Raw genomic sequence first — 16,872 nt, 5'->3', positions numbered from 1 at the left:
CAGGCAAACCGCTTCGCCAATTCTCAACCGAATGCCCTAGAACGCGACCTGCGCGCCCGCGACCACCACATTGGTGTCGACATCAGGATCGGACCAAGTGCTGCCATCGGGGAAATTGCCGCCGGTGAGGAAGTTCAGCGGGGCAAAGCCGTCCACATGGACGAATTCGCCGAACAGGTTCACATTCGGCACGACCTGCCACGATGCGCCGAGCACCCATTGCGTCTGGCGCCGCCACGGCGCGCCCTCTGGCCCGGCGAAGAAGCGGCTGAATTCACCCGAGATGTGGATCGACCGCTCGCCATTCGCCAGCCGCTGGCCAAAGCCGTAGCGTCCGCCCAGCGTCAGCGAAGACGGCGCAAAGGCTTCGAACTGGCTGAGCGGATTGGTCGGGTCGGGAACCTGCGTCCCCGCCCACACTTGCGTCGTTTGCGCATATTCGGCCAGCAGATCGAGGTCGCCATAATCAAGCCGCGCATAGGCCGCCACGCCCGGATTGTTGTCCGCGCAGGGGTTGAAGTGGAAAATCGGATAGCCCTGGCAATAGGCGGTGCCGTGGATGTAGCTGCCGCCCACCATCAGGCTGTTGCCCACTCCGCCCAGATCGAGCGTGTAGCGCGCATCGACCGCGAAATTGTTGAGCCGCGAGGGGACAGAACTGCCTTCCACCGGCACATTGGCCGAGCGGAACTGCGCGCCGCCTTGCACCGCCATCGCGCGGACATGGAACCCGTCCGAATAGAAACCGACCTGCGCACCATAGGCGAGCGGGGCGAAGGCGTGCCAGTTGGTCGAATTGGTGAAAGGGTTGAGCGTGTCGTTGAGGCCGAAGGGCACGTCCATCTTGCCGATCAGCGCATAGACGGGCGTTTCGTCGAGATCGCCATACATCACCCAGCCGCGCCGCAATTGCAGCTGGTTGCGGCTGAGCGCGGTAATCGTGCCTGCACCAAAGCTCTGCTGCGGATCGTACAGCACCTCGGCAAAGGCGGTGACTCGCGGCGCAACTTGCGCGGTGACTGCCGCCGAGACCGAATGCAGCACCGCCTCCGAGACATGGCTGCCGAGCTGGTTGTTGCTGGTCGGGTGGCGCATCAGGTAGCCGAACTGGCTGTCCGTATCGGTCCATTGGTAATTTGCAATTGCCGTCACCTGCCCCGAAATCGTCACCCTATTGTCGAGCAAGCCATCCTGCTGCGCTTCGAGCAGCACCAGCGGCCGGGTGGTGATATTCTCGGTGTGATCGAGGATGGCAAAGGCATATTCGCTATTGGTGCCGATAAAGCCCGATGCGCGATGCGGATCGTCATTGCCGTGGCTTGTCTGCGCCTGCGGTGCGGCAGGCTGCGAACGCGCATGCATCACGGGCGGCGGCGGAGGCGGCGGCAGGCGCGGCGGCTGCGCGTGCTGGTCGCTTTCCAGCTCTTCCACCTGTTCGCGCAAGGCGGCATTCTCGTCAGCCAGCGCATTCAACCGCGCTTCCATCGCGGCCAGCCGCGCGTCGATATCGCCCGTATCCTGCGCCGCCGCAGCGGTGGGAACCAGCGCCATGCCCGCGACAGACGCGAACAGGCCGGACAGAACAGCATTGCGGGCAGACCCCGCGGCAAATGCACGCATTGGAAACAATATCCCTGATCAAATGGCCCCGCCGCGCAGCCATGCGGCCACGCGCTGATGGGGATTGTGATCAGTGGATATGCCGCAACAGGGTGAAGATTCGGTTCACCGCGTTCGACAGAACTTCGGGCTGGCGGCGCGCCGCGTCAGTACAGCGCTTCCAGCCGCTCGCCATAGGCTTCCTTGATGAAGCTGCGGCGGATCTTCATCGTCGGCGTCATCTGGTCGTTGTCGACCGAGAACGGCTCGTCGGCGAATTCGAATTTGCGCACCTTCTCGATCACCGAAAGATCGCCATTCGTCCGCTCGATCGCCGCCTTGATCGCGCTGCGGAAGGCGGGCAAGTCTTGCAGCGCCTTCAAGTCGAACGGTATGTCGTTCTCGCGCGCCCAGCCTAGCGCCCATTCGGCATCGGGCACAATCAGCGCGACCATATAGGGCTTCTTGTCGCCCACAATCATCGCTTGGCTGATTTCGGGCTGGAGCGTCAGCATCCCTTCGAGCTTTTGCGGCGCGACATTGTCGCCCTTATCGTTGACGATGATGTCCTTCTTGCGGTCGGTGATCTTGATCCGGCCTTTCTCGTCGAGATGGCCGACATCGCCGGTATGCAGCCAGCCGCCCGCCAGCGTCCGCTCGGTATCTTCGGGGCGCTGCCAGTATCCGGTCATCACCAGCTCGCCGCGCACGAGGATTTCGCCATCCTCGGCGATCTTCACTTCGACCCCGCGCATCGGCGGGCCGACCGTGTCCATCTTCAGCCCGACCTTGGGCCGGTTGCAACTGAGCACCGGGCCGCTTTCGGTCTGGCCATAACCTTGCAGCATGGTGAGGCCCATCGCTTCGAAGAAATTGCCGACTTCGGGATTGAGCGGCGCGCCGCCCGATACCATCGCTTTCATCCGCCCGCCGAACTTGGCGCGGATCTTGGGGCGCAGTGTCTTTTCGAGGATCAGATCCATCGGCCGGTCGATCAGCCGCTTGGAACCATGTTCGCTTTCATGCGCAGTGATCGCAAGCGCGCGGGACATCAGGTAATTGGCAATCTTACCTTCCTTCTCGATCTGCTTCATGATGCGCGTGCGCAGCACTTCGAACAGGCGCGGGACAACCACCATGATGGTGGGCCGCGTTTCCTCGATATTGCTGGCGAGCTTTTCGAGGCCTTCGGAATAGTAGATTTCCGCCCCCACGCCGATGGGCAGGAACTGCCCGCCCGAATGCTCGTAAGCATGGCTTAGCGGCAGGAAAGAGAGGAAGCGTTCGTCCTTGATGCCGAAATCCTCGGTCAGGATTTCCGCCGCGCCTTCGACATTGCAAAGGATCGCGGCGTGCGGCTGCATCACGCCGCGCGGGGCACCGCTGGTACCGCTGGTGTAGATGATGCAGGCGGTGTCCGGCCGTTTGATGTTGGCGATGCGCGCCTCGACAGCCGCGCGTGCGGCAGCGGTATCGCCCGCCATCATCGCGTCCCAGCCATACAGGTCGAACGACCCCGACTGCGCCGTGGAAACGCCTTCCATCACCACGACATGGCTCACCTTGCCGGTGGCCATGATCGCGGCGAAAAGCGGCTTGGCGAGCTTCGCGTTGGAGACGATCACCGCGCTCGCGCCCGAATCGTCGAGGATGTGGCTGTGATCGCGCTCGGTATTGGTGGTGTAGGCGGGGGTCGTGATGCAGCCCGCTGCCATGATGGCGAGATCGGAAATGCACCATTCGGGCCGGTTTTCGGAGACGATCACCACCCGGTCGCCATCGCGCAGACCGATGGCGCGCAGGTTTTCCGCCATCAGGCAGACCCGCCGGGCGACCTCGGCCCAGCTAATGGTTTGCCATGCACCGTCATGCTTGAAGCCGAGAAACGGCGCATCGCCCATGGCGTCCGCCCGTTTCAGAAACAGCTCGACCAGATTCTGGGCGTTTTCGATGTCCTGCAGCACGCAAATGTCCTTCCCGAATGCGCCGGTTGGCCCGGCGGCTTTTCGTTACACTGGCGAATTAGGGCGCATGAGGCCGGTGGGCAAGGGTTCGCCTATGGAATGGTGAGGCCGGTGGCGATGCCTTCGCTGCGCGGGTCGGCCGCGCCGATCCACCTCCCGTCGCGCCATTCGACGGCATTGGCCTTCAAAGGCAGATCGCGCTGGGTGACGGTGTGGCCCATTGCTTGCAGGGCTTCGATCAGGCCCGGCACGACATTGTCCTGTTCCACTGCAATGGTTTCGCCGGGGGAAAACAGCATCGGCATGGCGATGGCGTCCTGCGCGCTCATGCCCCAGTCGATATAGCCCATCAGCGCCTTGGCGACCTGAACCGGAATGGTCGGCCCGCCCGCTGCTCCGATTGCGAGCACCACATTGCCGTCGGCATCGAAGACGATGGTGGGCGACATCGAGCTGCGCGGACGCTTGCGCCCTTCGACCCGGTTGGCGACGGGCAAGCCGTTCACTTCGGGGCGGAAGCTGAAATCGGTCAGCTCGTTGTTGAGATAGAACCCGCCGAACATCAGGCCCGATCCGAACGGCCCTTCGATGGTGGATGTCCAGGAGACGACATTGCCGCTGCTGTCGGCAACGGAGAAGTGGCTGGTGCCGTTCTCCACCGGCTCGTCCCCGTCGGCGAGCGCCATGCTTGCGCCTGCGGGCGTACCCGGCGCCACACTGGCCATCCGCGCATCGGGGGACAGCAACAGACTGCGCTGCGCCAGATAGGCCGGATCGACCAGCCCGCGCGCGGGCACCTGCACGAAATCGGCATCGGCAAGGTAGAGCTCGCGGTCGGCATAGGCGAGGCGCTGGCTCTCGGCGAAAAGGTGCCACGCGACCGGGCTGTTGGCGCCCATGCCGGCGATATCGAAGCGTTCGAGCTGGCCGAGAATCGCCAGCACCGTGGTCGCCCCCGAAGATGGCGGCCCCATCGAGCAGATCGTGTATTCGCGATACGGCCCGCACAACGCATCGCGCTCGCTCACGGTGTAGCTGGTGATGTCCTCTGCCGTCATGTCCGCCTCGCCCGGCGTATTGGCGGCGACATGGCCGGCCAGCGGCGCGGCGATTGTGCGGTAGAAATAGTCAGGCCCTGCTGCGGCGATATTTGCAAGCGTTTGCGCCAGTTCCGGATTGGTGAGCCGCGTTCCGGCGGGCAAGGCATTGCCTTCGCTGTCGAAGAACAGCGCGCGGCCTGCCGCTTCATGCGCGGCGCGTTCGGGGACGCGGGCGGCGAAGGCGGCCCCGCGCTCGCTCAGCACCCAGCCGTCGCGCGCCAGCCGGATGGCGGGCTGGAACAGGTCTTCCCAATCGAGCACGCCGAAGCGCGCATGGGCCTCTGCCGCCAGCGCGATATTGCCCGGCACCCCGACCGAGCGCCCGCTGATCACCGCCTCGCGGAAGCCGAGCGGTTCGCCGTTTTCGTCCAGAAACCAGTTCGGCCCGGCGGCAAGCGGGGCATATTCGCGCCCGTCGAGCGTGACGAGCCCGCCTGCGGCATCGCTGCGGACGAAGAAGCCGCCGCCGCCGATTCCGGAACTTTGCGGTTCGACCACCGTCAGCGCCAGCATCACGGCAATCGCCGCATCGGTGGAACTGCCGCCCTGCCGCAGGATTTCCGCTCCCGCCTCGGTCGCACGCGGATCGGCGGCGCTGACGGCTCCGCTCTGGCTGGCGGGCTGGAGCGCGGTGACGGGTTCGGGCGCGGTTTGCGCAGTGGTCTGGCAAGCAGCCAGCGCGAAGAGCACGGGCGCGGCGAGGATAAGGCGAAGCGGTGTCATACCACCGATTGCTATTCGCTTCCGACCGCTTCGGCAATGGTGGCAAAGCCATCGCGCTGCATCAGCTCCGCCAGATCGCGGTTGATCCGCTTCGCGAGGCCCGGCCCTTCATACACCAGCGCGCTGTAGAGCTGCACCAGATGTGCCCCGGCGCGGATACGTTCCCACGCATCCTCTGCATTGGCGATGCCGCCCACGCCGATCAGAGGCAATGCGCCTTTCGCCACCGCATAGAAGCGCCGCAATTGTGCCAGAGCGAGCGGCTTGAGCGGTGCGCCCGACAATCCGCCTGCCTCACCCGCTTGGCGCGAGGCCAGCGGGGGGCGCGAGATGGTGGTGTTGGAGACGATCAGCGCGGCAATGCCATTGTCCAGCGCCGCGCGCACGATCCGCTCGTGATCGCCCTCCTCCAGATCGGGTGCGACTTTGAGGAAGACCGGCGGCTGGCCTTCGCGCCGCTGCGCGGCGAGCGCCTCCAGCAAGGCCTCCAGCTCGCCCTTGGCTTGCAGATTGCGCAGGCCCGGCGTGTTGGGCGAGCTGATATTGACGGTGATGTAATCCGCCACATTGGCCATGGCGGCAACGCCCATGCAGTAATCGGCAATCCGGTCATCGGTATCCTTGTTCGCCCCGACATTGACGCCGACCAGCCCCTGTTCACGCCCGCGCTTTAACAAGCAGCGATGCGCGGCTTCCATCCCGCCATTGTTGAACCCCATGCGGTTGATGACCGCGCGGTCTTCGACCAAGCGGAACAGGCGCGGCTTGGGATTGCCTGCCTGCGGGCGCGGGGTGAGCGTGCCGACCTCGACATGGCCGAAGCCCAGCGCGAGCATCGCGCGCGGCACTTCCGCGTCCTTGTCAAAGCCCGGTGCGAGCCCCAGCGGCGTAGGAAAATGCAGCCCTGCCAGATCAACGCCCAAGCCTGCCGGATAGTCCGGCCTGCCCTTCCCGGGCATGGCCTTGAGCGCGGCGATGGTCAGCCGGTGCGCGCGCTCCGGATCGAGGGCGTGGATGGCGGGGCGGAGAGTCTGGAACAGCATCGCCCGCCTTTGGCAGGACAAGCCCAACCGGCGCAACGCCCTTGCGATGCAGTTGCAAAACAAAACGCGAAAAATCGCACGTGCGGCACGTTTTGTCGCCTTCATACAATAGCCTGTCATACGAATCGACTACCCAATACTTGCGACCCGAAGGGCTCGGCACGCAAGGCGTAACGAGTTCTCCACTTTACGGGCGGCAATCCTACGGGTTGCCGCCCTTTTTTTCGGCCCCCTTCCCCTCCTTTGCGCATTGGCTTAGGCAAATGCGAAAATAATCGAGGGAAGGATCGCCTGTATGACATCGCCGTTTCTGCGCGCCGCTTTGCTGGCTTCGGCTGCGTTAACACTCTCCGCTTGTGCCGCAAGCCAGACCGAGGTGCCTGCAAACGTCACCGTTCCCGTGCCCGCCGATATCAACACCTTCTTCGAGGAATATGACGCCGCCACGCTCGCCATGTCGCCGCAAGGCAAGACCTATCGCGGCATTCGTGACGCGGATTATGGTCTTTGGACCGATCCTTCCGAGGCTGCCGAAGATGCCCGCCGCGATCTGCGCCGCAGCTATGTCGCGCGGATGCAGCGCGAGTACGATCTGGCGGCGCTGGAGGGACAGGATGCGCTCTCTTATCGCCTCTTCGAAGCGGTGTCGGATCGATCCGAACTGCTCGAACCCTATCGCGATTATGGCTACATCTTCGACCAGATGAACGGCGCGCAGAGCGGAATTCCGGCGTTTCTGATCAACACCCACACCGTGACCGAGCCTGCGCACGCCCGCGCCTATATCGAGCGCATCGCCGGGATCGGGCCGCATCTCGATACGCTGGTGGCGCAATCGGCCGCGCGCGCGGATCGCGGCATCATGCCACCCGACTGGGTCTATCCCTATGTGCTGAGCGATATCGACAATCTGCTTGCGGCAGGCATGGACAATGCCGTGCTGGAAGATTTCCGCGCCGAAGTGGCCGCGCTGCAAGTGTCGGAAGACGAATCGGGCAGCATGATCACCGCTGCCGAAGCCGCTTGGCGTGATTACGCCGCCCCCGCTTATGCCCGGCTGCGCACCGAAATGCTGCGCCAGCAAGCGATGGCGCCCACCGAGGACGGGATCTGGCGCTTCCCCGATGGCGCTGCCTATTACGACGCGCTGCTGAGCTATTACACTTCCACCGATCTATCGGCAGACGAAGTGCACGCGATTGGCCTGCGCGAGGTCGAGCGCATTCACGGCGAAATGCGCGCGATCATGGCGCAGGTCGGGTTCGAGGGGACGCTGCAGGAGTTTTTCGCCTTCACCCGCAGCGATCCGCGCTTTTTCCACACCAGCCGCGAAGACTATCTGGCCGAAGTGGATGCTGTGGTCGCGCAGATGGAAGCGCGGCTGCCCGACTATTTCATCACCCTGCCGCAATACGAATTACGCGTGCAGCCGGTGGAAGCCTTCCGCGAACAAAGCGCGGGCAAGGCCTTTTACCAAAGCCCCGCACCCGACGGATCGCGCCCTGGCACATACTATGTAAACCTGTTCAATCTCAATGATATGAGCCGGAACGAGCTGGAAGCGCTGGCCTATCACGAGGCGGTGCCCGGCCACCATATGCAGCGTTCGATCCAGACGGCCCTCGGCGATTTGCCGCCCTTCCGTCGGTTTGGCGGCTTTACGGCCTATACCGAGGGCTGGGGCCTCTATTCGGAAGAACTGGCGAAGGACATGGGCTTCTACACCGATCCCTATTCGGATTTCGGGCGGCTGGGCATGGAATTGTGGCGCGCCACGCGGCTGGTGGTGGATACCGGTATCCACTCGCAACGCTGGAGCCGCGAGGAAGCGATTGCCTATCTCACCGAGAATACGCCCAATCCCGACGGCGATATCCGCAAGGCGATTGAGCGCTACACCGTCTATCCCGGGCAGGCGACCGCCTACATGATCGGCAAGCTCAAAATCATGGAACTGCGCGAGCGGGCGCGCAGCCGGCTGGGCGAGGATTTCGATATCCGGATGTTCCACGAGGTCGTGCTGACCAACGGGCCGGTGCCGCTGGATATTCTGGAAGAGCAGGTCGACGCCTGGATTGCGTCGGAACAGCAGTAGTCCTACGAAATCGACAAAATGTCGCTAGGATACAATGGATCAGCAGCGCGCGCGGCTATGCGTGCCCCATCCGCCGGGTCACCGGGGCGGGCTTCGGGGCTGTATGGCGGGCGGGTCGCAATCGGCTAGCCATGCAGCCCCGCTTCTCGCTCGAATATTTCGATCCGCCGGAGGCGCTGCGCCGCCATATTCTGGTGCTGTTCCATTTCGCCACTGACGATCCGCTGTTCAGCGATCTGCAACCCGGCGGGCTGGGGCAGCTTGTGTTGTTTGCGCAGGGCGAGGGCGAGATGCACTTTGCCGGGCACACCGATCCGGTGCGGGGCAAGGCCTATTTGATGAGCGGCTTTTCCCGCGCCGCCCGCTTTGAAATGCGCGGGCCGTGGCGGACGATTGGCGCTTCGCTGTCTCCGCTGGGCTGGGCCGCGCTTACGGGAAGTCCGGCCCGCGACCATGTCGACCGCTTCCTGCCTGCCAGCCAATTGGTGGGCGGTGATGTCGAGCAGTTTGCCGGACAATTGGGCGCGCAGTATCTGGCGGGCCAGCTGGGCGGAGAGGCGGCTTGCAACGCGCTGGCCGACTGGATTGCGCCGCGCCTTGGCCAAATTCCTGCCGTTCACGAGAAGCTGATCGAAACCACGATCCACTGGCTTGGCGGCGCGATTTGCCCTGATCTTGACCTGCTTTTCCCGCAATTGCCCTATTCGCGCCGCCAATCGGAGCGGCTGGTCGAGCGGTATTTCGGCCTGCCGCCCGCCGCGCTCGCCCGGAAATTCCGCGCCATCCGCGCCGCCGCCATCCTGTCACGCGATGTGCTGAGCGGGGCAGAGGAGGCCGTCTTGGCCGACGCCTTCCACGACCAGCCGCATATGGTGCGTGAGATCAAACGCTTCTGCGGCTATACTCCGTCGCGGCTTGGCGGGGCGGGGCAGCCGATTATGAAGACATTGCTGCAGCTCAAGAATTTCGAACGCCTGCGCGAATTCCGCGCCTTATGATTGGTTACGCTCGCCCGGATGGGCGAGCGCAACCGAGAAAATGCTAACGACTCGCAACAAACGGGAATCGCTTGATTCTGTGGCGAGGATGCTCAAATGGATAATCGGAACAATTTGGTCTGAATTAGCTATGCGCCTCTCCAACCTCGCCGACTATGCGGTCGTCACCATGAGCGCCGCCGCGCGCCATTGCGGTGGCGGGCGCACGTCTGCGGCGGAATTGGCGAGCGAAACCGGCCTGCCCGTGCCAACGGTGCAGAAGGTCGTCAGCAAGCTCTCTGCCGCAGGTCTGCTCCGCTCGACGCGCGGCGCGGGGGGCGGGTTGCAGCTTGCCCGGCCCGCCGCGGCTATCAGCCTGGCGGACATTGTCGAGGCCGTTGAAGGCCCCATCGCGCTCACCAGCTGTATCGAAGGCGGCGGGGAATGCGCGGTGGAACGCAATTGCGCGGTCAAGCCGCATTGGCCGCTGGTGAATTCCGCACTGCGCGGCGCGTTGGCAGGCATTTCGTTGGTGCAACTGGCGCGAACACCCACAGATGAGCCGGTGCAAGCGCCGGTGGCACACGAACAGGAAGTCGCATGACCGATCAGCTCGATCTCAAAGACCGTTCAGAAATGGACGCGGAAGCCAAGGCCGCGGCGGCGAAAGCTGCCGATTACGAGCACGGCTGGTCGTCCGACATCGAAACCGAATTTGCCGAGAAGGGCCTCACCGAAGATACGGTGCGCTTCATCTCGGCGAAGAAGAACGAGCCCGAATGGATGCTCGACTGGCGGCTGAAAGCCTTCCGCCTGTGGCAGACCATGGAAGAGCCCGATTGGGCCAAGGTCGGCTATCCCGCAATCGATTATCAGGACGCCTATTACTTCGCCGAACCGAAGAAGAAGCCAAAGCTCGAATCGCTCGATGAACTCGATCCCGAGATCAAGGCGATTTACGACAAGCTGGGCATTCCGATTGCCGAGCAGGAAGTGCTCGCGGGCGTCGAGGGCGCGCGCAAGGTGGCGGTGGATGCGGTGTTCGACAGCGTCAGCGTCGCCACCACCTTCCGCGAGGAATTGAAGAAGGCGGGCGTCATCTTCCTCTCCATCAGCGAGGCGATCCGCGAATATCCGGAGCTGGTGAAAAAGTGGCTCGGCAAGGTCGTGCCGATGCGCGACAATTTCTTCGCGACGTTGAACTGCGCGGTCTTCTCGGACGGCACCTTTGTCTACATCCCCGAAGGCGTGCGCTGCCCGATGGAGCTTTCCACCTATTTCCGCATCAATGCGGAGAATACGGGGCAATTCGAACGCACGCTGATCATTGCCGAGAAGGGGTCTTACGTCTCCTACCTCGAAGGCTGCACCGCGCCGATGCGCGATGAAAACCAGCTCCACGCCGCGGTGGTGGAACTGGTGGCGATGGAAGATGCGGAGATCAAATATTCCACCGTGCAGAACTGGTATCCGGGCAATGCCGAAGGGCTGGGCGGGATCTACAATTTCGTCACCAAGCGCGGGCTGTGCCAGGGTGATCGCAGCAAAATCAGCTGGACACAGGTGGAAACCGGCTCTGCGGTGACGTGGAAGTACCCGTCCTGCGTGCTCAATGGCGAAGACAGCGTCGGCGAGTTTTACTCGGTTGCGGTTACGAATAACCATCAGCAGGCCGACACGGGAACCAAGATGGTTCACAACGGGAAGGGCAGCCGCTCGACAATCATCTCCAAGGGGATTTCGGCGGGCAAGAGCAACAACACCTATCGCGGCCTGGTGCGCGTGGGCGCCAATGCGGACAATGTGCGCAACTTCACCCAGTGCGATTCGCTGCTGCTCGGCAGCGAATGCGGCGCGCATACCGTGCCCTATATCGAAGTGAAGAACCCCACTGCGCAGATCGAGCACGAGGCGACGACCTCCAAGATTTCCGACGACCAGCTGTTCTACGCGATGCAACGCGGCCTGCCGCAGGAAGAGGCCGTGGCGCTGATCGTGAACGGCTTTGCCAAGGAAGTACTGAAAGAGCTGCCGATGGAGTTTGCGGTGGAAGCGCAGAAGCTGCTGGCGATTTCGCTTGAGGGGAGTGTGGGGTGATTGTGCAAGACAAGGGCTGGGCCAAGAAGGCCCCTCCCCTTCAGGGGAGGGGTTTGGGGTGGGGGCTGTCAGTCGAACAGCTCGAAACGCTCAGGAAGCGCGCACGAGACATGCGACGCAATCCGACCGAGCCGGAAATGCGGCTTTGGCGCAACCTGTCGAACAGCCAGCTTGATGGCCTAAAGTTCCGCCGTCAGGAAGTAATCGGCCCGTTCATCGCTGATTTCATGTGTCCGGCGCGGGCGCTGATCGTCGAAGTCGATGGCGATACGCACGATGCGGGCAAGGACCGCCTGCGAGACGATGAATTGGCGCAGTTTGGATTTATGGTGGTGCGGGTGACCAATCTTGAAGTGATGAACAACGCTGAGGGGGTTTTGGACGTGATCCGGCTGGCCGCCGCTGGCCGCGTTTCTCGCCACAGCCCCCACCCCAACCCCTCCCCTGAAGGGGAGGGGCTTTTTGGGGCGATTTCGCTTGAAGGGTCGGTTGGATGAGCAAAGCTATCAAAGGTCTTATCGGGCTTGCTGAACAATCCGGCGGAATTGGTGAGTTCTCGCAGTGGTCACAGTCAGATGTCTGGTGGTTTGACATGTCTATGCCGGATGGTCTGCGCGCGGTTGGGAATGCCGATGCGTGTCTGCGCTATTTCTCTTCCGACGCGACGCCGCACAATCCTGCTGACGAAGGCTTCATTGATGATGCGGCCTCATTGGCCATCGCTTTCCGGAGGTCTCAATGACCGAACGCAAAACCCTCGCCCTCAACCCCGAGGCTGCCACCGCCGAAGCCCCCGCTCTCAAAAAGCGTGGGCGTGGTTGGGAGATTTCCGACAAGCGGCTCGATGTGCTGCACGATCAGGCGCGCGACCGGAAGCGGCACGCTTCGCCTGCGCACAAGGCGCTGGCCGAGCGGTTCGCCAAGGCCGATCTGGGCCGCTACACCTTCAAGCGCTTCGCCGTAGTCGGCAGCGCGATTGTCGATTTCAATTGCCACAATCTCGGCATGGCTATCGTGATCGACGAGGAAGGCGATGACGAGGCGCTCAATCGCCGCCGCGACAAGAGCCTCGAAAGCGTCGGCATCCGCGTGATGCATCTAAAGGCCGCCGATATCCTCGAAAACATGGATGAAGTGCTCGCGCGCATCACCGCCGGAATGCGCTTGCGCATCGCCGACAAGGCCGAAGCGCGCCGCAAGCACAACGCCGAAAACCCGCGCCAGAGCAAGCCCCGCTACGACCGCGACGGCAATGGCCCGCCCCGCCCAACACGGAAAGACTAATGCTTAAAATCGAAAACCTCCACGCCGAAATCGCCACTGATGCGGGCGCAAAGCCCATTCTCAACGGTCTCAGCCTCGAAGTCGCGGCGGGCGAAGTGCACGCGATCATGGGCCCCAATGGCGCTGGTAAATCGACGCTGGCCTATGTGCTGGGCGGCAGGCCGGGCTACGAAGTCACCGGCGGCAGCGTGACCTTCAACGGCGAAAACTTGCTCGCGATGGAGCCGCATGAGCGCGCGGCGGCGGGGATGTTCCTCGGCTTCCAGTATCCGGTGGAGATTCCCGGCGTTTCCAACGTGCAATTCCTGCGCGAAGCATTGAATTCGCAACGCAAGGCGCGCGGGCAAGACCCGCTGAGCGGCGGCGACTTCCTCAAGCTGGCGCGTGAAAAAGCCGCGCTGCTCAAACTCGACATGGAGATGCTCAAGCGCAACGTGAATGTCGGCTTTTCGGGCGGCGAGAAGAAGCGCAACGAAATGGTGCAGATGGGCATTCTCGATCCGCAATTCGCGGTGCTCGATGAAACCGATAGCGGCCTCGATATCGATGCGTTGCGCGTGGTGGGCGAAGGCATCAATGCGATCATGCGCGATCCCGCCAAGGGCGTGCTCCTCATCACCCACTACCAGCGCCTGCTCGACGTGGTGCAGCCCGACAGAGTGAGCGTGCTTGCCGCCGGGCGCATCGTTGCCACCGGTGGACCGGAGCTTGCGCTGCGGTTGGAGGAAGAGGGCTATGACGCGGTGATGGCTGATGCCTGAGGCTGCGACTCTCCCGCTCCCGACAACGCGCGACGAGGACTGGCGTTACGCGGATGGCGCGTGGCTGGCGCGCGCCGATGCGGAAATCATCCACCACTGGCGCGAAATCCGGGTGCCTGCGGGCGAGACGCATATCGAAACCGGCTTCCACAACGGGAGTGACGGCGTGCTCGATCGCCTCCGCGTCCATGTCGGCGCGGGCGGGCGGTTCGAAGCGTTCACAGTGCTCGCCGCAGGCCCGTTTGCGCGGGTGGAGATCGAAGTCACGCTGGAAGACGGCGCGCATTTCGAATTTGGCGGCGTGACGATTGGCGGCGGGGAGAAGGTGCAGGAATTCGTCACCCGTACCATCCACGCGCATCCCAACGGCACCAGCAACCAGACCGTGCGCGCCGTGCAATGGGGCCGTTCGACCGGCAATTTCCTCGGACGCATCGAAGTCGCGCGCGATGCGCAGAAGACCGATGCCGCGCAGAACTTCCGCGCGATCCTGCTCAACAAGGGCGCGAGCGCGAACACCAAGCCCGAGCTCGAAATCTTCGCCGACGATGTGCAATGCGCCCACGGCGCGGCGATTGGCCAGCTCGACGACATGGCGCGCTATTACATGGCGAGCCGCGGGATTGCGCCCGATGTGGCCAAGCGGCTGCTGATCCAGGCCTTCATCGCCGATGCTTTTGTCGAACTGGGCGACGAAACGCTGCGTGCGCAATTGCTCGAAAACGCGCTCGACCAGCTGGAGGACAGGCTATGATCCGCCCCCTATTGCTCGCCGCCGCCAGCCTAGGCCTTGCCGCCTGTGCGACCACGCCCGATGCCGTGCCCGAAGCGGAATATCTGCGCGTCCCGCCCCCGCCGCTCGACGCCCGCTCGCCTGCCGAAGCGATCACGAACATTATCGGGCGCTATCCGGAAAGCATGGAAGGCGCGCCGACGCTGGACGTGCAAATGCGGCCCTTGGCGAGCGATCCCTCGCGCCTTGAAATGATCGGTGTGGCCGGGCCGATGCTGGACGATTCGGTGCGCATGACGGGCTGGCGCGCCATCCTCGAACAGTCGGCCAACGGATCGTGGCGCGTCACCGAGCTTGGCGTGCGTTACAAATGCTATCGCAGCGAAAATCCGGATGAATGGAGAGCGGCGCTGTGTCCGTAGCCGATACGCTCTCGCGCAAGGCCGACTTCCCCGGCCTGCTCACCGCCGATGGCGCGCCGTGGCACTATCTCGATAGCGCCGCGACCGCGCAAAAGCCGCAGGCGGTGATCGACGCGATGAGCCGCGCCATGGGGGCGGACTACGCGACCGTCCATCGCGGCGTCTATGCGCGCTCGGCGGAGATGACGCTGGCCTACGAGGACGCGCGCCGGAAAATCGCTCGCCTGATTGGCGGAAGCGAGGCCGAAGTCGTGTTCACCCGCGGCGCGACCGAGGCGATCAATCTCGTGGCCTACAGCTATCCCGACAAAGGCCGTGTGCTGCTGAGCGAGCTGGAGCATCACTCGAATATCGTGCCGTGGCAACTCGCCGGTTGGCAGGTCGACGTCTGCCCGCTCACCGCAGACGGGCGGATCGATCTTGATGTCGCCGAGGCCATGCTGACGCGCGAGCACACCATGGTCAGCTTTGCGCACGTTTCGAACGTCCTTGGCTCGGTGCTCGACGCCAAGCGCGCCGCTGAACTCGCACATTCGGTCGGCGCGAAGCTGCTGCTCGACGGGTGTCAGGCGGTGCCGCGCCTGCCCGTTGATGTTGCCGCGCTCGACTGCGATTTCTACGCCTTCAGCGCGCACAAGCTCTACGGCCCGACCGGCATCGGCGCGCTGTGGGGCAAGGCGGAGCTGCTCGATATGATGCCGCCATGGCAAGGCGGCGGCGCGATGATCGACCAGGTGGGGTTCGCGCGCACCACCTACGCCCCGCCCCCGCAGCGGTTTGAGGCAGGCACGCCCGCGATTGTCGAAGCGATCGCGTTCGGCGCGGCGTTTGATTTTGTCTCCGCCATCGGGCTGGACGCGATCCATGCGCACGAGGCGCGGCTGGTGGCGCAGACCCGCGCGGCGCTGGGCGCAATGAACGATGTGACGCTGTTCGGGCCGGAGGATTCCGCCGGAATCGTCAGTTTCCTGATAGACGGTATTCATCCGCACGATCTCGGCACTATATTGGATGAAGCGAATGTCGCGATCCGCGCCGGCCACCACTGCGCGCAGCCGCTGATGGCGAAGCTGGGCATTCCCGCCACCGCTCGCGCCAGTTTTGGCATTTACTCCGACGAAGACGATGTGGCCGCTTTGCTGAGCGGCATTGAACGCACCAGAAGGATTTTCGGCTGATGGATAATCAGACTGACGATATGACCACCAAACCGCCCCGCGCCCGTGTCGAGGACGCGCCGCTGCCCGAAGAGGCTGCCATGGAGACCGCTGGCGCAAAGCTGGAGCGCAAGCGCGACTATCTTGAAGGCTTTCTGGCGAAGAAGCCCGACAGCGTTGCCCGCGGCGAACCGGGCGGCGAATTGCACCAGAGCGTGATCGACGCGCTGAAGGACATTTTCGATCCGGAGATTCCGGTGAACATTTATGACCTTGGCCTGATCTACAATGTCGAGGTGTCGGACGAGGCGGATGTGATCGTCACCATGACGCTCACCACTCCGCATTGTCCGGTGGCCGAGACGATGCCGGGCGAAGTCGAAGCACGTGTGATGGGCCTGCCCGGCATACGCGATGCCGAAGTCGTGATCACCTGGGATCCGCCGTGGGATCCCTCGAAAATGAGCGACGAAGCGCGGCTCGAACTGGGGATGCTGTAGTGTCTCCCCTCCTCTGGAGAGGAGGGCTTGGAGAAGAGAAATGACCGAAACCAAAACCCGCACGCTGCCCGCCGCCGTCACGCTGACGCCCGCCGCCGAGGCGCGTGTGGCCGAGCTGATGGCGAAGGCCCCTGCCGATGCGATTGGCGTCAAGCTCTCGACCCCGCGCCGGGGCTGTTCGGGCCTCGCCTATTCGGTCGATTACGTCACCGAGGAAGTGAAATTCGACGAGAAGATCACGACGCCGGGCGGGGTGTTCTACATCGACGGGGCGAGCGTGCTCTACCTTGTCGGCAGCGTGATGGACTGGGTGGAGGACGACTTCACCGCCGGTTTTGTGTTCGAGAACCCCAACGCCAAGGGCGCGTGTGGCTGCGGCGAAAGCTTTATGGTCTGACCCGCTTGCATTGCCGCATT

17 protein-coding genes are annotated in these 16,872 nt (G+C 63.5%); 13 read left to right on the top strand and 4 right to left on the bottom strand.

Annotated features, from left to right (window positions below):
* Window positions 1-36: 36 nt before the first annotated feature.
* The 4 genes from GC121_RS04885 to GC121_RS04870 all read right to left on the bottom strand — a co-directional run bounded on the left by GC121_RS04885 (window position 37) and on the right by GC121_RS04870 (window position 6,429).
* Window positions 37-1,620, bottom strand: coding sequence for a hypothetical protein (locus tag GC121_RS04885; RefSeq protein WP_234421113.1), 1,584 nt, complete (start codon window positions 1,618-1,620; stop codon window positions 37-39).
* Window positions 1,621-1,766: 146 nt separating this feature from the next.
* Complete coding sequence (locus GC121_RS04880; protein ID WP_151975595.1) at window positions 1,767-3,500, bottom strand: AMP-dependent synthetase/ligase; 1,734 nt, start codon at window positions 3,498-3,500, stop codon at window positions 1,767-1,769.
* Between the two features lie 155 nt (window positions 3,501-3,655).
* On the bottom strand, window positions 3,656-5,386 hold the full coding sequence (gene ggt, locus GC121_RS04875) for a gamma-glutamyltransferase (RefSeq protein WP_151973026.1): 1,731 nt from the start codon (window positions 5,384-5,386) through the stop codon (window positions 3,656-3,658).
* An 11-nt stretch (window positions 5,387-5,397) separates the two neighbouring features.
* Window positions 5,398-6,429 (bottom strand): quinone-dependent dihydroorotate dehydrogenase, encoded by a 1,032-nt coding sequence (locus GC121_RS04870; RefSeq protein ID WP_151973025.1) that lies wholly within the window; start codon window positions 6,427-6,429, stop codon window positions 5,398-5,400.
* 295 nt (window positions 6,430-6,724) lie between these two features.
* On the opposite strand from GC121_RS04870, the gene GC121_RS04865 reads away from it, so the two are divergent.
* The 13 genes from GC121_RS04865 (at window position 6,725) to GC121_RS04805 (ending at window position 16,852) form a co-directional block, all read left to right on the top strand.
* Entirely contained in the window at window positions 6,725-8,524 is a 1,800-nt protein-coding gene (locus tag GC121_RS04865) for a DUF885 family protein (protein ID WP_151973024.1), read from the top strand.
* A gap of 131 nt (window positions 8,525-8,655) precedes the next feature.
* Complete coding sequence (locus tag GC121_RS04860) at window positions 8,656-9,522, top strand: helix-turn-helix domain-containing protein (protein WP_151973023.1); 867 nt, start codon at window positions 8,656-8,658, stop codon at window positions 9,520-9,522.
* Window positions 9,523-9,652: 130 nt separating this feature from the next.
* On the top strand, window positions 9,653-10,105 hold the full coding sequence (locus tag GC121_RS04855) for an SUF system Fe-S cluster assembly regulator (protein WP_151973022.1): 453 nt from the start codon (window positions 9,653-9,655) through the stop codon (window positions 10,103-10,105).
* The gene (gene sufB / locus GC121_RS04850; protein WP_151973021.1) at window positions 10,102-11,598 is read left to right on the top strand and encodes a Fe-S cluster assembly protein SufB; all 1,497 of its coding nucleotides are present in this window, start codon (window positions 10,102-10,104) and stop codon (window positions 11,596-11,598) included. Before GC121_RS04855 ends, sufB begins: the two co-directional genes overlap by 4 nt.
* 110 nt (window positions 11,599-11,708) lie before the next feature.
* Window positions 11,709-12,095: an endonuclease domain-containing protein gene (locus GC121_RS04845; protein WP_151973020.1), complete on the top strand. Its 387-nt coding sequence runs from the start codon at window positions 11,709-11,711 to the stop codon at window positions 12,093-12,095.
* The gene (locus tag GC121_RS04840; RefSeq protein ID WP_151973019.1) at window positions 12,092-12,340 is read left to right on the top strand and encodes a hypothetical protein; all 249 of its coding nucleotides are present in this window, start codon (window positions 12,092-12,094) and stop codon (window positions 12,338-12,340) included. The genes GC121_RS04845 and GC121_RS04840 overlap by 4 nt, the downstream gene beginning before the upstream one ends.
* Window positions 12,337-12,882, top strand: coding sequence for an endonuclease domain-containing protein (locus tag GC121_RS04835; RefSeq protein WP_151973018.1), 546 nt, complete (start codon window positions 12,337-12,339; stop codon window positions 12,880-12,882). The genes GC121_RS04840 and GC121_RS04835 overlap by 4 nt, the downstream gene beginning before the upstream one ends.
* Window positions 12,882-13,643 (top strand): Fe-S cluster assembly ATPase SufC, encoded by a 762-nt coding sequence (gene sufC, locus GC121_RS04830; protein WP_151973017.1) that lies wholly within the window; start codon window positions 12,882-12,884, stop codon window positions 13,641-13,643. The genes GC121_RS04835 and sufC overlap by 1 nt, the downstream gene beginning before the upstream one ends.
* Complete coding sequence (locus GC121_RS04825) at window positions 13,636-14,397, top strand: SufD family Fe-S cluster assembly protein (RefSeq protein WP_151973016.1); 762 nt, start codon at window positions 13,636-13,638, stop codon at window positions 14,395-14,397. The genes sufC and GC121_RS04825 overlap by 8 nt, the downstream gene beginning before the upstream one ends.
* Complete coding sequence (locus tag GC121_RS04820; RefSeq protein WP_151973015.1) at window positions 14,394-14,798, top strand: hypothetical protein; 405 nt, start codon at window positions 14,394-14,396, stop codon at window positions 14,796-14,798. The genes GC121_RS04825 and GC121_RS04820 overlap by 4 nt, the downstream gene beginning before the upstream one ends.
* Window positions 14,774-15,976, top strand: coding sequence for a cysteine desulfurase (locus tag GC121_RS04815; RefSeq protein ID WP_199857756.1), 1,203 nt, complete (start codon window positions 14,774-14,776; stop codon window positions 15,974-15,976). Before GC121_RS04820 ends, GC121_RS04815 begins: the two co-directional genes overlap by 25 nt.
* Window positions 15,976-16,455 carry an SUF system Fe-S cluster assembly protein gene (locus tag GC121_RS04810; protein ID WP_234421112.1) on the top strand — a complete coding sequence of 160 codons (480 nt, stop codon included), beginning with the start codon at window positions 15,976-15,978 and terminating at the stop codon, window positions 16,453-16,455. The genes GC121_RS04815 and GC121_RS04810 overlap by 1 nt, the downstream gene beginning before the upstream one ends.
* 40 nt (window positions 16,456-16,495) lie before the next feature.
* On the top strand, window positions 16,496-16,852 hold the full coding sequence (locus GC121_RS04805; protein ID WP_151973013.1) for an iron-sulfur cluster assembly accessory protein: 357 nt from the start codon (window positions 16,496-16,498) through the stop codon (window positions 16,850-16,852).
* The last annotated feature ends 20 nt before the right edge of the window (window positions 16,853-16,872 follow it).

It is taken from the genome of Erythrobacter sp. EC-HK427 (assembly GCF_902498745.1).
Lineage (GTDB): Bacteria > Pseudomonadota > Alphaproteobacteria > Sphingomonadales > Sphingomonadaceae > Alteraurantiacibacter.
Note: the sequence above shows the minus strand (reverse complement) of the source record. Positions and strands in the feature narration are given on the sequence as shown.

Bases quoted from the DNA above. Each gene is read 5' to 3' on its own strand.
- GC121_RS04845 (WP_151973020.1), top strand. From the start codon at position 11,709: ATGCGACGCAATCCGACCGAGCCGGAAATGCGGCTTTGGCGCAACCTG.
- GC121_RS04815 (WP_199857756.1), top strand. From the start codon at position 14,774: ATGGAGAGCGGCGCTGTGTCCGTAGCCGATACGCTCTCGCGCAAGGCC.
- GC121_RS04825 (WP_151973016.1), top strand. From the start codon at position 13,636: ATGCCTGAGGCTGCGACTCTCCCGCTCCCGACAACGCGCGACGAGGAC.
- GC121_RS04880 (WP_151975595.1), bottom strand. From the start codon at position 3,500: ATGGGCGATGCGCCGTTTCTCGGCTTCAAGCATGACGGTGCATGGCAA.
- GC121_RS04840 (WP_151973019.1), top strand. From the start codon at position 12,092: ATGAGCAAAGCTATCAAAGGTCTTATCGGGCTTGCTGAACAATCCGGC.
- GC121_RS04865 (WP_151973024.1), top strand. From the start codon at position 6,725: ATGACATCGCCGTTTCTGCGCGCCGCTTTGCTGGCTTCGGCTGCGTTA.
- ggt (WP_151973026.1), bottom strand. From the start codon at position 5,386: ATGACACCGCTTCGCCTTATCCTCGCCGCGCCCGTGCTCTTCGCGCTG.
- GC121_RS04810 (WP_234421112.1), top strand. From the start codon at position 15,976: ATGGATAATCAGACTGACGATATGACCACCAAACCGCCCCGCGCCCGT.
- GC121_RS04855 (WP_151973022.1), top strand. From the start codon at position 9,653: ATGCGCCTCTCCAACCTCGCCGACTATGCGGTCGTCACCATGAGCGCC.
- GC121_RS04820 (WP_151973015.1), top strand. From the start codon at position 14,394: ATGATCCGCCCCCTATTGCTCGCCGCCGCCAGCCTAGGCCTTGCCGCC.
- GC121_RS04870 (WP_151973025.1), bottom strand. From the start codon at position 6,429: ATGCTGTTCCAGACTCTCCGCCCCGCCATCCACGCCCTCGATCCGGAG.
- sufC (WP_151973017.1), top strand. From the start codon at position 12,882: ATGCTTAAAATCGAAAACCTCCACGCCGAAATCGCCACTGATGCGGGC.
- GC121_RS04860 (WP_151973023.1), top strand. From the start codon at position 8,656: ATGCAGCCCCGCTTCTCGCTCGAATATTTCGATCCGCCGGAGGCGCTG.
- GC121_RS04885 (WP_234421113.1), bottom strand. From the start codon at position 1,620: ATGCGTGCATTTGCCGCGGGGTCTGCCCGCAATGCTGTTCTGTCCGGC.
- GC121_RS04835 (WP_151973018.1), top strand. From the start codon at position 12,337: ATGACCGAACGCAAAACCCTCGCCCTCAACCCCGAGGCTGCCACCGCC.
- sufB (WP_151973021.1), top strand. From the start codon at position 10,102: ATGACCGATCAGCTCGATCTCAAAGACCGTTCAGAAATGGACGCGGAA.
- GC121_RS04805 (WP_151973013.1), top strand. From the start codon at position 16,496: ATGACCGAAACCAAAACCCGCACGCTGCCCGCCGCCGTCACGCTGACG.